Origin of the sequence: Actinocrinis sp., assembly GCF_035653575.1 — a bacterium.
Lineage (GTDB): Bacteria > Actinomycetota > Actinomycetes > Streptomycetales > Catenulisporaceae > Actinocrinis.
The window spans coordinates 1-14,903 of sequence record NZ_DASRBQ010000099.1 but is presented as its reverse complement, the minus strand read 5'-3'; the positions used below and the strand labels follow the sequence as shown (position 1 = coordinate 14,903).

General features: G+C 69.8%; 10 protein-coding genes and 1 pseudogene. 5 read left to right on the top strand and 6 right to left on the bottom strand.

Annotated elements, in window-relative coordinates; all coding sequences use genetic code 11:
• Positions 1-298 (top strand): annotated as a pseudogene (locus VFA06_RS14120) (penicillin-binding protein); the annotation flags it as partial.
• A 66-nt stretch (positions 299-364) separates the two neighbouring features.
• Here VFA06_RS14120 and VFA06_RS14115 read toward each other — a convergent pair.
• The 3 genes from VFA06_RS14115 to VFA06_RS14105 form a co-directional block, all read right to left on the bottom strand.
• Positions 365-1,534 (bottom strand): PP2C family protein-serine/threonine phosphatase, encoded by a 1,170-nt coding sequence (locus tag VFA06_RS14115; RefSeq protein ID WP_324841001.1) that lies wholly within the window; start codon positions 1,532-1,534, stop codon positions 365-367.
• Positions 1,535-1,864: 330 nt separating this feature from the next.
• Positions 1,865-2,338, bottom strand: a complete 474-nt coding sequence (locus tag VFA06_RS14110) for a ribose-5-phosphate isomerase (RefSeq protein ID WP_324841000.1) — start codon at positions 2,336-2,338, stop codon at positions 1,865-1,867.
• A gap of 88 nt (positions 2,339-2,426) precedes the next feature.
• A complete protein-coding gene (locus VFA06_RS14105; RefSeq protein WP_324840999.1) occupies positions 2,427-3,032 on the bottom strand; it encodes a biotin transporter BioY in 606 nt (201 codons plus the stop codon).
• 280 nt (positions 3,033-3,312) lie between these two features.
• On the opposite strand from VFA06_RS14105, the gene VFA06_RS14100 reads away from it, so the two are divergent.
• Both VFA06_RS14100 and VFA06_RS14095 read left to right on the top strand, forming a co-directional pair.
• Positions 3,313-4,023, top strand: a complete 711-nt coding sequence (locus VFA06_RS14100; RefSeq protein WP_324840998.1) for a response regulator transcription factor — start codon at positions 3,313-3,315, stop codon at positions 4,021-4,023.
• A gap of 2 nt (positions 4,024-4,025) precedes the next feature.
• The gene (locus VFA06_RS14095) at positions 4,026-7,994 is read left to right on the top strand and encodes an MMPL family transporter (protein WP_324840997.1); all 3,969 of its coding nucleotides are present in this window, start codon (positions 4,026-4,028) and stop codon (positions 7,992-7,994) included.
• An 85-nt stretch (positions 7,995-8,079) separates the two neighbouring features.
• On the opposite strand, the gene VFA06_RS14090 is transcribed toward VFA06_RS14095, so the two are convergent.
• Positions 8,080-8,700, bottom strand: coding sequence for a DsbA family protein (locus VFA06_RS14090; RefSeq protein WP_324840996.1), 621 nt, complete (start codon positions 8,698-8,700; stop codon positions 8,080-8,082).
• A gap of 220 nt (positions 8,701-8,920) precedes the next feature.
• Between VFA06_RS14090 and pepN the strand changes: the two genes are divergently transcribed.
• Entirely contained in the window at positions 8,921-11,479 is a 2,559-nt protein-coding gene (gene pepN, locus VFA06_RS14085) for an aminopeptidase N (RefSeq protein ID WP_324840995.1), read from the top strand.
• 154 nt (positions 11,480-11,633) lie between these two features.
• On the opposite strand, the gene VFA06_RS14080 is transcribed toward pepN, so the two are convergent.
• Positions 11,634-12,488 carry a 3-hydroxyacyl-CoA dehydrogenase family protein gene (locus VFA06_RS14080; protein WP_324840994.1) on the bottom strand — a complete coding sequence of 285 codons (855 nt, stop codon included), beginning with the start codon at positions 12,486-12,488 and terminating at the stop codon, positions 11,634-11,636.
• Positions 12,489-12,683: 195 nt separating this feature from the next.
• On the opposite strand from VFA06_RS14080, the gene VFA06_RS14075 reads away from it, so the two are divergent.
• Positions 12,684-13,265, top strand: a complete 582-nt coding sequence (locus VFA06_RS14075; protein ID WP_324840993.1) for a cob(I)yrinic acid a,c-diamide adenosyltransferase — start codon at positions 12,684-12,686, stop codon at positions 13,263-13,265.
• An 11-nt stretch (positions 13,266-13,276) separates the two neighbouring features.
• Here the strand turns inward: VFA06_RS14075 and VFA06_RS25920 are convergent.
• Positions 13,277-14,903, bottom strand: a 1,627-nt coding sequence (locus VFA06_RS25920) for a non-reducing end alpha-L-arabinofuranosidase family hydrolase (protein ID WP_349260181.1), incomplete at its 5' end; no start/stop codon positions are given.

Here is a 14,903-nt window from a genome sequence, read left to right as displayed (position 1 = left end):
GATCCTGGCACCGGGGACGTCGCAGCTCGCACTGACGCCGCTGCCCGCGAACACCGACGCCAACCTCAAGACGCTGATGCACGAGGTGGTCGCCTCAGGCACCCTGGCCGGCGTGCTGACCCAGCCCGGCGCGTACGGCAAGACCGGTACCGCTGAGGTCGGCACGGGCAAGACGCCGAACAGCTGGACCATCGCCGTGCACGGGGACTTCGCGGTCGCCGCGCTGGCGATCGGCGGCAACTTCGGTGCCCAGACGGCCGGGCCGGAGTGCAACACCCTGCTGAAGGCGGTGTCCTAGAAAGGGTGTCCTAGAAAAGGCGGTGTCGCCGCGCGGGCGGTGTCACCGGCCCGGCCTGGCGACGAGCTAGCTGGTGGGGCGGGTGCGCCAGACGAGCACCAGCGCGCGGTCGTCGTTCGTCTTGCGAGCGACGGCGTCCACGATCCGGGCCGCGCCGCCTGAGAAGCCCTTCGTCTGCAGGGTTCCCGCGGCGCCGAGCAGCCGGTCGAGGCCGATGGCGAGGTCCTGGCCGGGCTGCTCGATGAGACCGTCGGTGAACAGCATCAGGCCGTCGCCGTATTCGAGGCGGCCGCGGGTCGGCTTGTACTCGGCGTCCGGCAGCACGCCCAGAACCGGGCCCGGCGTCTCGCACAGCGACCAGCGGCCGGCGCCGGCGGCCAGCTGCGCGATCGGCGGGTGGCCCGCGCTATAGCACTCGAAATCGCCAGTCTCCAGGTCGACCACGAGGTGCACGGCGGTGGCGAAGCCCTCCTCCCAGCCCTGCCGCAGCAGGTACCGGTTGGCCGCGGCGAGGAACTGCGGCGCGGGCACCGAGCCGAGCAGGCCGCCGAACGCGCCGGAGAGCAGCAGTGCGCGCGTGCCCGCTTGCAGGCCTTTGCCGGAGACGTCGACAAGGCCGAGTTGGAGGCGGCCGGGTCCCTTGCGGAACTCGCCCTCCGGGTCCAGGGTCTCGACGTCGCTGCGGGCCGCGATGAGGAAGTCGCCGGCGAAGGACTGGCCGCCGGCCGACTTGAGGGCCAGTTCCAGATGCCAGCCTTCGGGAAGCCGGGGTACCTGTCCCTGCGCCCGCAGCCGCTCGCGCAGGTCGAAGAGCATGGATTCGCCGCGGGTGCCGCGCACCCCGAGCCGCACCCGTTCGCGCGACATGACCAGCACGATCAGCGCCGTCGCGCCGATCAGCAGGATCGTGCCCGGGGTCGGGCGGGCCGGATGGCTGGTGAGCGCGTCGATGACGACCACGAGCGCCGAGGCCACCAGCAGCACCAGCTGCGCGGTGAACCGCAGCATGAAGCCGCCGAGCAGCAGCGGCAGCGTGACCATGGAGGGCTGGACCCACACGGTGTGGAAGTGCGCCAGCACGCCCACCGCGGCGGCCAGCGCGATGAGCGCCGGCAGCAGGAACGCTTCGGACTGCGGTGCCGTGTGCCGCAGCCAGAAGGCGACAGCGGCGACACGACGGGGCCGAGCGCGCGGCCGGTCCCCCGCCGCGCGGTCCACCGACGCCGTCACCGCCATGCAGGGGACCCTATCGAGACAGTGCGCACAGCGTCACCACGCGGCGCCTCTTCGGCATAGTGCGGCGTCAATTCAATCACCCGATCGAGTGAGCACGTGAATATCTCAGGCAGCGCGCGGCGCAGTTCAGCGGCCGTGCGCTGCGCTGACGGAGTGAAGATCGGCCGGTGCGGCGATAGTACGGCGTTCCTGAAACTGGCGCCGTGACAGCGGCGCCGAGCAGCGCCTTAAGTTGCAAGCCTGCGGCGAGACAACGTGGTGCGCGGAAGCCGAGGTAGGCGGTGTGCCGGCGCAGCGCCGCATCCCGCCGCGATTTCCAGCCGGCGCCGACTATTCGGCGGGCAGGGGCGGCAGCTCTCCGGTCCGCTCGTACTCGGTGAGCATGCCGATGCGGCGGGCGTGCCGCGGATCGCCGCTGAACGGCGTCGCGACGAAGAGCTCGACGAAGCGCACCGCCTCCTCGATCGGGTGCATCCGGCCGCCGATGCTGATGACGTTCGCGTCGTTGTGCTGCCGGGCCAGGGTGGCCGTCTGCTCGCTCCAGACCAGGGCCGCGCGCACGCCGGGAACCTTGTTCGCCGCGATGACCTCGCCGTTGCCGGATCCGCCGATCACGATGCCCAGCGTGCCCGGCTCGTCGGCCGCGCTCTTGGCGGCGCGCATCACGAACGGCGGGTAGTCGTCGGTGGCGACGTATTCGTGCGGCCCGCAGTCGACCGGCTCGTGGCCGAGTTCCTTGAGCCGGTCGAGCAGGCGGGTCTTCAGTTCGTAGCCGGCGTGGTCCGAGCCGAGGAAGATTCGCATGGGCACAGTTTCCCATCCTGTGCCCACGCTCGGGCACCGCGCCGGAACTTAACCGACAGCCTGTGCGGACAGGGCCCGCAGCCGCCGGTCAGCGGCGGCCGAGCAACCGCCAGATGCCAGGCAGCAGGCCGGAGGCGAGGGCGATCTTGAGCGCGTCGCCGAGCAGGAACGGAGTCAGGCCGAGCGAGATCGCCACGCGGGCCGTGACATGCAGCGAGAATGCGAGATACGTCACGCCAACCGCGTAGATCACCACGTTGCCGGCCACCATCGTCAGCGCCGTCTTCCATGGTGAGCGGTCCGCGCCGAATTCCGAGCAGCGCCCGACGAACGCACCGGCGAGGACGAAGCCGATGAGGTAGCCGAGCGTCGGCGCGTGGATCGAGCCGGTCGCGCCGCCCGCGAACCAGGGCACGCCCGCGAAGCCGGCCGCGAGGTAGAGCGCCATCGAGGCCGCCGCGCGCCGCAGGCCGAGCGCGGCGCCGACCAGCAGGACGGCGAAGGTCTGGCCGGTGACCGGGACCGGCGAGCCGGGCGCGGGGACGGACACCTGCGCGGCCAGACCGGTCAGTACCGCGCCGCCGAGGACCAGGGCGAGCGAACGCGTCCAGGCGGTGCGGCCGGGCAGCAGGTCGGCGAGGACGAGGCGCGGCGCGGATATGTCGGTGGCGGAGGTGGGCACGGCGACAGCCATGAAGACTCCCGGGTTCAGTAACGGATGCCGATCCGGTGAGCTCGGATTCGGCTCGGTCGCCTCCACGCTAGTGATCAACCACCGGCCGCCCGATCGCCGCGGCCGACAAATCCCGGTCCGGGACGTTGTGAGGTACCACTCGTCGAGCCCGGACGGATCGATGGCGAGTCGCCGGCGAGCGATACCTCCCCACAGGCGACTCACAGGAAGCCCCCAGGTACGGCACAGTGGAAGCGCATACCTTGTGCCGGGCCGCGGCATTTCCGACAGGGGGCTGAACGTGACGAGCGAGCGCCAGAACGGCAAGCCTGAGGCGCGCATCCTGGTCGTGGACGACGAGGCCGCGATCACCGACCTGGTCGGCCTCGCGCTGCGCTACGAGGGCTTCGAGGTCGCGACGGCGGGCACCGGCCGCGAGGCGCTGAGCAAGGCCGCCGAGTTCGCCCCCGACCTCGCGGTCCTCGACGTGATGCTGCCCGATTACACCGGGATCGAGGTGTGCGGACGGCTGCGCTCGCAGGGAGTGAAGCTGCCGGTCGTCTTCCTGACCGCGCGCGACGCGACCGAGGACAAGATCACCGGGTTGACGGTCGGCGGGGATGACTACGTCACCAAGCCGTTCTCCCTCGACGAGCTGATAGCGCGCATCCGCGCCGTGCTGCGGCGCACGCGTCCCGAGCTGGAAGACGCCCGGTTGGAGTACTCCGATCTGATCATCGACGAGGATGCGCACGAGGCCCGGCGCTCCGGCGCGACACTGGACCTGACCCCGACCGAGTTCAAGCTGCTGCGCTATCTGCTGGTCAACGCCGGCCGGGTGATGTCGAAGGCACAGATCCTCGACCACGTGTGGCAGTACGACTTCGGCGGCGGCGACAACGTGGTCGAGACGTACATCTCCTACCTGCGCAAGAAGGTGGATCGCGACCGGCCGCCGCTGATCCACACCGTCCGCGGCGTCGGATATTCGCTGCGGCTGCCGAAGGAGTGACCATGCGCCGGCCAGGGCTCCCCAGCCCCTCCGGGATCTGGCGCCGGTTGCGCCTGCTGCACTTGCGCCGCGCCCGCACGCTGCGCAAGCGGCTGCTGCACACCCTGCTCACCCGGCTCGCGCTCGGTCTGACCGTTGCCGCTATCGGCACGTTCTTCGCGGTGCACACCGTGCTTCAGGATCGGCTGGATACGCAGCTCAACGCCACCGCGAAGCTCTTCGACACCTACGTCGCGATGCAGCCGCCGGGCAAGCTGCCGGACTTCACCAGCGAGAGTTCCGGCACGCAGGCCGCCAACCCGACGATGAACTGGCACATGCTCACAGCCACCGGGCTGCTGCCGATGTTCTTCCAGGTGCGCGACCCGGCGGACCGCGTGGTGTTCTCCGCGTCCAGCGGCCCGCAACCGCTGGTCCCGAAGACGTTGCCGCTCGGCCCACCGGGCTCTGGAGCGCAGCACGACGGTGCCGTGCTGCTCAGCGTCGACTCGATCAGCAACGTGCATCCCGGCTACGCATACCGGTTGCGGGCCTCCCGGCTGCCCGGCGGACGCGGCTACCTGGTACTCGGCATGACCGAGTCCGATCTCAACGCGTCGATGCACGCCATCGCGATCATCGAGGTCGCGGCTTGGCTGCTGGCCTTCGGGCTGGTCGGCGTGATGGCCAATCGCCGGATCAAGCGCAACCTCAAACCCTTCGAGCAGATGGGCGACCAGATCGTCGCGATCGGCGCCGGAGAGCTTGACCGCCGCGTCGATCCCTCGGACGGAGTGACCGAGGTCGGGCGGGTCGGCGCCTCGGTGAACGCGATGCTGGCGCGGCTGGAACGGGCCTTCCGCGAACAGCGCTCCTCGGAGGAACGCCTGCGTCGCTTCATCGCTGACGCGTCTCACGAACTGCGCACGCCACTCGCGTCGATCCGCGGCTATGCGGAGCTGTTTCGGCGCGGCGCGGCCTCCCGGCCCGAGGATCTGGCGCTGGCGATGCGGCGGATCGAGTCCGAGTCGGCGCGCATGGGCGTGCTGGTCGACGAGCTGCTGCTGCTGGCACGGCTGGACTCGGGCCGTCCGCTCGGCCGCGGCGCGGTGGACCTCGGCGCGCTGGCGCGCGACGCGGCCCGCGACTCCCAGGCCGCCGGGCCGCAGTGGCCGGTCGAGGTGACCGTGCGCGTCGATCAGGGGAGCGAGCCGGTCGATCGGGGGTCCGTGCCGCGCGTCGAGGTCTGCGGCGATGCCGATCGGTTGCGACAGGTGCTGGCGAATCTGCTCTCGAACGTGCGTGCCCACACGCCGCCGGGCACGCCGGTCTCGATCATTGTGCGCAGGGTGGATGACACCGCGATCGTCGAGGTCGCCGACGCCGGACCGGGCCTTACCGAGGAGCAGCAGGCGAAGGTCTTCGAGCGCTTCTATCGTGCGGATGCGTCGCGAAAGCGGGGTGACGGCGCGGGCGGCTCAGGGCTCGGACTCTCCATCGTGGCGTCGGTGGCGCAGGCGCACGGCGGCACGGCCGAGGTGCGGTCGGTTCCCGGCGGAGGCGCGGTCTTCACGGTGCGCCTGCCAGTCGAGGGCACCCGATCGGTGCCGGATGAATCCTCCGTGAACCATGCCGCCGCGGCCCCCTCGACACCTGCGACAACTCTCACAGGACTCTCACAGGAACCACACAGTGCCCAACCAGGCGCCCCTGGTTCGCTCTCGGATAGTGCGCCGCGCGCAGAAGCGGCGCGTGATCACGGGAGTAGGAGGGGATCGGGCTCCATGGAGAGGCTCTCGACGTTCGTCACCACCCACCGCAAATGGATCTACGGCCTGTGGGTTGTGGCGTTCATCGCCGGAATCGCCGCGTCGAGCACGCTGGCCAACCATCTCGACAAGACGTTCTCGATGCCCGGCCAGCCGAGCTACGTGGCCAACCAGGCGATCGTCGCCGAGTACGGCAACGGGGGCATGGCCACGCCGCTGGTTCCCGTCGTGAAGCTGCCGGCCGGGGTCTCGGCGACCGATCCGCGGGTGACCGCGGCGTTCAGCTCGCTGGACGGCATCCCGCAGGCGCGGGTGGCGGACTATGCGAACACCCACGACCCCAAGTTCATCGGCTCGGACGGCCGCACAACCTTCGCCCTGATCTTCACGCCCGGGGGCGGCGGGATGGCCAACGGCCAGTTCCAGGACCAGATCTCGGCCGCCGCGCAGCAGAAGCTGACGGCCGCGCTTCCGGCCGGCTCGACCGTGCTGATCACCGGCGAGCAGCCGCTGCAGAACAACGGCTCGGGGTCCGGCAAGGGCCTGAGCATCCTCAACGAGATCCTGCTCGGCGGCATCGGCGCGCTGGCCGTGCTGCTGTTCGTCTTCGCCTCGCTGCTGGCGCTGGTGCCGCTGCTGGTCGCCGCGGTCTCGGTGCTGACCGCGTTCCTGGCGATCCTGGGCATCACCGAGATCACCTCGGTGTCGATGATCGTGCAGTTCCTGGTCGGCCTGATCGGGCTCGGCGTGGCGATCGACTACTCGCTGCTGCTGGTCACCCGCTGGCGCGAGGAGCTGGCCCACGGGTATGACAACGACACCGCGGTGCACCGCGCGATGGCGACGGCCGGCCGCGCTGTCGCGTTCTCCGGCGTCACGGTCGCGCTGGGACTGCTCGCGCTGGTGATCCTGCCGGTGCCGTTCCTGCGCTCGATCGGCTACGGCGGCATGATCATCCCGCTGGTGTCGGTGTGCGTGACGCTGACGCTCGTCCCGGCGCTGCTCTCCGGCATCGGCAAGCGGCTGGACTGGCCGCGCATCCGGCACGAGGACAAGGCCTCACGCAGCTGGACCGCGTGGGCGCGGTTCGTGGTGCGGCGGCGCTGGATCGCGGCGATCGGCGCGCTGGTGGTGCTCGGCGCGCTGGCGATCAACACCGCCGGTCTGAAGATCGGCGACCCGTCCTCGGACTCGCTTTCGCAGAGCGGCCCGGCGCACGACGCCGTGGTCCTGTTGCGCGACGCGAACATCCCGACCGGCGTGCTGACGCCGCTGGAGATCTACGTGCCGAAGTCGGCCTCGGCGCAGACCGCGACGAGCGCCGCGGCCGGCGTCTCAGGCATCGATTTCGCCACCGCGCCCACCGGACCGGCCTGGAGCCGGCCCGGCTCCTCGCTCGTGCTGGCCGTGCCGAGCCCGGAGGGCACGAGCACGGAGGGCGAGAACACGACGCGGGCACTGCGCGGGGCGCTGGCCACGGCCGTGCCGGGCGCGATGATCGGCGGCATCGGCACGGTCGAGGTGGACATGATCCACGCGGTCTACGGCAACTTCCCGCTGATGCTGGTGCTGCTCGGGCTGCTGACCTTCGTGCTGCTCGCGCGGGCGTTCCGGTCGATCGTGCTGCCGCTCAAGGCGGTGCTGCTCAACCTGCTCTCGCTGGCCGCGGTCTACGGCGCGCTGGTGCTGATCTGGCAGAAGGGCTACGGCTCCAACGCGATCTGGAGCATCCCGGCGACCGGCGCGATCACCGGCTGGATCCCGCTGATGGTCTTCGCGTTCCTCTACGGGCTCTCGATGGACTACGAGGTCTTCATCCTGGCCCGGATGCGCGAGGAGTACGACCAGACCGGCTCCACGCCGCGGGCGGTGGTCACCGGCATCGGCCGCACCGGACGCCTGGTCACCTCGGCCGCGCTGATCCTGTTCCTGGCGATGGCGGCGCTCGGGTCGGCCCCGAACACGGACATCAAGATCTTCGCCACCGCGCTCGGCGCCGGCATCCTGCTGGACGCGACCGTCGTGCGCGCGCTGCTGGTCCCGGCGCTGATCTCGCTGTTCGGCCGGTGGAACTGGTGGATGCCGGTGTGGGCGGCGCGGATCCTGCGGGTCGAGCCGTCGCCGGCGCTGCGTGAGACCGACGGCGCCGTTCTGGTCAGTGGTGGCGGCGCGGTCGCGCCGGACGACGCGACCGACTCCGAGCCGGAGCGCACCCGCGTCTGACGCAGGGGCCTGTCAAGGGCTATGACGGCGAAGGGTTCGTCCCGCGAGCGGGACGAACCCTTCGTCACTTTAGTTCGCGGAAAGCTCAGTCGAAGATAGGCTCGCGGGTGCGCGTCCGCTTGAGTTCGAAGAACCCATCGGTACCGGCGACCGCCAGCACGCCGTCCCACAGCTTGGCCGCGTCCTGGCCGCGCGGAATCGGCGAGACCACCGGGCCGAAGAACGCCACGCCGTTGACCGAGATCACCGGCGTGCCGACCTCGTAACCGACCTGGTCCATGCCCTGGTGGTGCGAGGCCTTCAGCGCCTCGTCGTATTCGGTGGACTCGGCGGCGTCCGCCAGCTCGGCCGGCAGCCCGGCCTCCTCCAGCGCCGCGACGATGACCTCGCGGGTGAACTCCTGCTTCTGGTGGTGCCTGCGCTCGCCGAGCGCGTTGTACAACGGCAGCAGCGCCTCGCTGCCGTGCTTCTGCTCGGCAGCGATGCACACGCGTACCGGGCCCCAGGCGGTGTCCATCATCTTGCGGTAGTTCTCCGGCAGGTCGCGGCCCTGGTTCAGATAGGCCAGCGACATCACATGCCAGCGCACGTCCACCGGCCGCAGCTGCTCGACCTCCAGGATCCACCGCGAGGCGATCCACGCCCACGGACAGAGCGGGTCGAACCAGAAGTCGGCGACGGCCCTTGCGTCCTCACGCTCGGTCACTACAGTCTCCCTCAATTACGCTACGCGGCATTCACCCAACACGGTGCCGCTCGATGCAGCGTTAACTCGACGACGGGGCTAACTCAACGACGGGGGGCACAGCGTTTAGCCTTGCGAACAGTAAGCCGTCCGCATCGATTCCGCGACGCCCGAACAGGGCCTCCCGTGCGAGGATCGAGACACCAATTCAGCATCTACGCGTAAGGAGCCGTGCAGCAAAGTGCCCGGTACCAACCTCACCCGCGAGGAGGCGGCCGAACGGGCCCGCCTCGTGTCCGTCTCGTCCTACGAAGTCGAGCTAGATCTGACCACCGGACCAGATACCTTCGCGTCCACCAGCGTCGTGCGCTTCTCCGCGCAGCCCGGTTCCGCCACCTTCGCCGACCTGGTCGCGCCGAGCGTCGAGGAGATCGTGCTGAACGGCCGCGCGCTGGATCCGGCGGCGGTGTTCGCCGACTCGCGCATCGCGCTGGACGACCTGGCCGCGGACAACGTGCTGACCGTCCGGGCGACCTGTGCTTACAGCCACACCGGCGAGGGCCTGCACCGCTTCGTCGACCCTGTCGACGGCGGAGTCTCCCTCTACACCCAGTTCGAGGTGCCGGACGCGCGGCGCGTGTACGCGAACTTCGAGCAGCCGGACCTGAAGGCCACCTTCCAGTTCACGGTGACCGCGCCCGAGGGCTGGGAGCTGTTCTCCAACTCGCCGACCCCGGAACCCGAGCCGCTGGGCGACGGGCGCGCGGTGTGGCGGTTCGCGCCGACCGAGCGGATCTCGACGTACATCACGGCGCTGGTCGCGGGCGACTACCACGTGGTGCGCGACACCTACACCTCGGCTGACGGCACGGTCGTCCCGATGGCCGTGGCGAGTCGCAAGTCGCTGGCTGAGTTCCTGGACGCCGAGGAGATCCTCGACGTGACCAAGAAGGGCTTCGACTACTTCCAGCAGCTGTTCGACCTGCCTTACCCGTTCCCGAAGTACGACCAGCTGTTCGTGCCCGAATACAACGCGGGCGCCATGGAGAACGCGGGCTGCGTCACCTTCCGGGAGGACTACGTCTTCCGCTCCAAGGTCACCGACGCGGCCTACGAGCGCCGCGCCGAGACGATCCTGCACGAGCTGGCGCACATGTGGTTCGGCGACCTGGTCACCATGGAGTGGTGGAACGACCTGTGGCTGAACGAGTCGTTCGCCACCTACGCCTCGGTGCGCTGCCAGGCCGACGCGACCCGCTGGGCCGGCGCGTGGACGACCTTCGCGAACGTCGAGAAGACCTGGGCCTACGCGCAGGACCAGCTGCCCTCGACGCACCCGATCGTGGCCGAGATCCGCGACCTTGAGGACGTGTACGTCAACTTCGACGGCATCACCTACGCCAAGGGCGCCTCGGTGCTCAAGCAGCTGGTGGCCTACGTCGGCGACGAGGCGTTCGTCAGCGGTCTGCGAACCTACTTCCGCCGGCACGCCTGGGCCAACACGCGGCTCTCGGACCTGCTCGGCGCGCTGGAGGAGGCGTCGGGGCGCGACCTGGGCGCGTGGTCGAAGGCGTGGCTGGAGACGGCCGGCCCGAACACGCTGCGCCCGGTGTTCACCCTCGACGACTCCGGCGCCTTCGCGAGCTTCGCGATCGCGCAGGAGGCACCAGCCGACTACCCGACGCTGCGCCCGCACCGCATCGCGGTCGGCCTCTACGACCGCAAGCCCGAGGGACTGGTGCGGGTGCACCGGATCGAGCTCGACGTGGACGGCGCGCTGACCGAGGTGCCGGAGCTGGTCGGCGTCAAGCAGCCGGATCTGGTGCTGCTCAACGACGACGACCTCTCCTACGCGCGCATCCGCTTCGACGAGCGCTCGGTAGGCACCCTGGTCGACTCCATCGGCGAGTTCGCCGAGTCACTGCCGCGCGCGCTGAGCTGGGTCGCGACCTGGGACATGGTCCGCAACGCGGAACTGCCCGCGCGCGACTACGTGGCGCTGGTCATCTCCGGCGCGCCGCGCGAGACCGACATCGGCGTGCTGCAGTCGCTGCAGCGGCAGGCGAAGACCGCGATCGACCTCTACGCGGCTCCGTCCTGGCGCGAGGAGGGCGCGGCGAAGTGGGCCTCGTTCGCGCACGCACAGCTGCTCGCGGCGCAGCCCGGCAGCGACGTTCAGCTGTCCTGGGCCCGCGCTCTGGCCGCGGTGGCCCGCTCGACCGAGCACCTGGACCTGATCTCCGGGCTGCTGGCCGGCACCGAGCAGGTCGAGGGCCTGGTCGTGGACACCGAGCTGCGCTGGGCGCTGCTGCACCGGCTGGCCGCGACCGGTCGCGCTCCGGAGAGCCAGATCGCGGCGGAGGAGGAGCGGGACCCGACCGCGGCGGGCAAGCGCCACGCGGCGTCGGCCCGCGCGGCGATGCCGACCGTCGAGGCGAAGGCCGCGGCCTGGGCGTCGATGGTGGACTCTGACGAGCTGCCCAACGAGACGCTGATGGCGGTCGTGCTCGGCTTCCGGCAGCCGGACCAGCGAGAACTGCTCGCGCCCTACGCGGACAAGTTCTTCGCGATCGTCGCGGACCTGTGGGCCAAGCGCACTCCGCACATGGCGCAGCTGCTGGTCAACGGCCTGTATCCGTACCTGATCGTGGAGCAGCGGATCGTCGACGCGGTGGACGCGGTGCTCGCCGAGGACGAGGCCAGGGTTCCGGCCCCGCTGCGCCGCCTGCTGCTGGAGCAGCGCGACGGCACGTTGCGGACGCTGCGCGGACAGGCTCTCGACGCCGCCGCCCGCGGCTGACGGACCGCCACCTCCCCGGCCGCCGCACCAACCTCAGGGCTCCGGGAGCGCGGACACTCAATCCGCGCTCCCGGAGCCCTTTTGTGCTGGCGACAGCTTGGGGTCCGCGTCCTGCCGCGCATGGCCGGAGGAGGACCACCCGTCTCCGACGCTCTCAGCCCTCGTATTCGTAGAAGCCCTTGCCGGTCTTGCGTCCCAGGGCGCCCGCGGTCACCATCCGGTTTATCAACTCCGGCGGCGCGAACTTCAGGTCGTGCGTCTCGGTGTAGATGTTGCGGGCCGCGTTGCGGATGATGTCCACGCCGGTCAGGTCGGCGGTGGCCAGCGGGCCCATCGCGTGCCCGAAGCCGAGCTTGCAGGCCAGGTCGATGTCCTCGGCGGTGGCCACACCCGTCTCCACCAGGTGCGCAGCCTCCACGATCAGCGCGGTTATCAGCCGGGTGGTGACGAAGCCGGCCACGTCCCGGTTCACCACGACGCAGGTCTTGCCGACCTCCTCGGCGAAGGCGCGGGCGGCGGCCAGCGTCTCGTCAGAGGTCTTATAGCCGCGCACCAGCTCGCACAGCGCCATCATCGGCACCGGCGAGAAGAAGTGGGTTCCGACGACCGATTCCGGCCGCTCGGTGACCGCCGCTACCTGCGTGATCGGCAGCGCGGAGGTGTTCGTGCCGAGGATCGCCCCGTCCTTGCAGATCTTGTCGAGCTCGCGGAACACCGCGTGCTTGACCTCGATGTCCTCGAACACCGCCTCGACCACGATGTCGGCCTCCCCGGCCGCGCCGAGGTCGGTGGTCGTGGTGATCCGGCCGAGCGCCGCGTCCGCGTCGTCCCGGGAGATCTTGCCTTTACTGGCGAACTTGCCGAGCGAGGCCTCGATTCCGGCCATCCCCCGGGCGAGGGCCTCGGGTGTCACGTCGCGCAGCACGACGTCGTACCCCGCCACCGCCGACACCTGGGCGATCCCGGACCCCATCAGGCCCGCTCCGATCACGGCGAGCTGCTTGGCCACCCTGCCACGCTCCTTCATCTCGATGCATGCATGTGTGTCTGCGTTCACCTGCGCCGGAGACAGAACCCGCTCGTGACGTGTCACGTCGCCTGACGCCACTACTCGGTGGTAACCGACGCTCGCAGCCTACCTGGCGCCGCTGAGCCTCCGATGTCCCGGCCTACAGCGCGGAATGAAGGCGGCTAAAGTGCCGACATGGTGAACCTGACCCGGATCTACACCCGCACCGGCGACGACGGCACGACCAACCTCGGCGACATGAGCAAGACCAGCAAGAACGACCCGCGTCTGATCGCCTACGCGGACGTTGACGAGGCCAACTCGGCGATCGGCGTGGCCGTCGCGCTGGGCGGCCTTCCGGTGGAGATCACGACCGTCCTCCTCAGGATCCAGAACGAGCTGTTCGACGTCGGGGCCGACCTGTGCAACCCGGTGGTCGAGAACCCCGAGTTTCCGCCGCTGCGGGTCGAGCAGCAGGACATCGACCGCCTGGAGCGCGACTGCGACCGCTTCAACGAGGACCTGCCGAAGCTGCGCTCGTTCATCCTCCCCGGCGGCACCCCTGGCGCGGCCCTCCTCCACGTCGCACGCACCGTCACCCGCCGCGCCGAGCGCTCGGCATGGTCGGCGCTCGACGTGCACGGCGACACGATGAACGCGCTCACCGCGAAGTATCTCAATAGGCTGTCAGATCTGCTGTTCATCCTCGCCCGCGCCGCCAACCTGGGCACGGTCGGTGACGTGCTTTGGCAGCCCGGTGCGACGCGGGCGAGGTGATCGGTCAGCGGCTAATGCTGGAGGGTCAGCACGCCCGGCCGCCAGGGCAGCAGGTTGTAGGACTGGCTGGCGGAGGGGTCCTTGCCCTGGTAGAGGAACTGCAGGTTGCAGGGGTCGATGGTCATGGTCTGGTCGGGGTTGTTACGCACCAGGTCGCCATGGCTGATGTCGTTGGTCCAGGTGGCGCCGCTGTTGGCCTTGCCGGCGAACGGATTGCTCTCGCTGGTGGCCTGCGGGGTCCAGGAACCGCTCAGGCTGCTGGCCGTGTACGAACGGAAGTAGCGCCCGTTCGCACCGATCGCCTCAACGATCATCAAGTACTGATTCTGCCCCGCGACCTTGTACACCTGGACCGCCTCGAACACGTTGTTCCGAGAGTCGCTGAGCACCGTGGTGTAGTTGGAGCCGAAGCTGCTCGGGAAGTTCCCGATCGGCATGCTGGCGCGGTAGATGTTGCCGTTGTCTCCGGCGAAGAACAGGTACATGTTCGTGCCGTCGCCGATCAGGGTCTGGTCGATCGGGCCGGTGCTGGAGTTGGCGATGCTGCCGGTGAACAGCGCCCGCGGCGAGGACCAGCCGTTGGGGTTGGTCGGGTCGCTGGAGGTGCGGTAGCTAAAGGGCCAGGCGCCCCACTGGGAGGCCAGCACCCAGATGTTCTTGGGCGCGAAGTAGAACAGGGTGGCCGCCACCCCGGCCGTGCTCATCCCGGTCTGGGTGGCCGACGCCATGTCGGACCAGTTCGTGAACGGCGCGAACGCCATCGAGCCGTAACTGCCCGAGCTGTTGACGTCCGACGCGTAGACGATGTGCTTGCCGTTGTAGACGACGTCGGTGAAGTCCTTGACCGAGGCCCAGCCGTTCGCAGGGGACGCCAGCGGACCGGTCGAGGTCCAGTGGTACGTCGACGGTAGGGTGCAGCCGCTCCCGGTCGGGCTCGCACTGACGCTGGCACTTGCGCTAGAGGTGGCGCTCGGCGACGACGGGCCGGCCGACAGGCCCGTCCACTTCTGCTGACTGCCGCCGTTGCACGCCCACAGCTGGACAAGAGCGCCGTTCGCTGTCGAGCCTCCGAACACATCCAGACAGAGACCCGACTGCACGCCGGTGATGGTGCCGTTGGCGTTGAAGTTCCACCGCTGGTTGCTTTGGCCGTTGCAGGGCCAGATGATCACCTTCGTGCCCGCAGTCGTGCCCTGGCCACTCGCGTCCAGGCACAAGGTGCTGCCGCCGACTGTGATGGTCACCGCGCCGGAGGGGGTGCGGGTCCAGGTCTGGTTGGCCTGTCCGTTGCAGGTGTAGATCTGCTGCTGCGTGCCCGGCGTCCTGGTGCTGTTCGGATCGTCCAGGCACTTGCTCGCACCGACCGCGTGCAACGCGCCCGTACTGCTGCCGCCGCTCGGAGCCGGCGCGGAGGGGGTGTTGGACGACGGCGGGGTGCTGCTCGGCGGGGGTGAAGCGGTGCCGCCGAGTGCGTTGAGCGTCGAGGTGTACGCGGGCTTGGGCTGGTAGTTGTTGTCGTACATGGTGGCGGCGCCGTAGCCGGAGAAGGTGCCCGGGATCCAGGAGTCCGCGTCGCCCACGCCCCACTGGCTGACCCCGACACAGCGCGAGACGCTCAGGCACCACTTGGTGATGTTG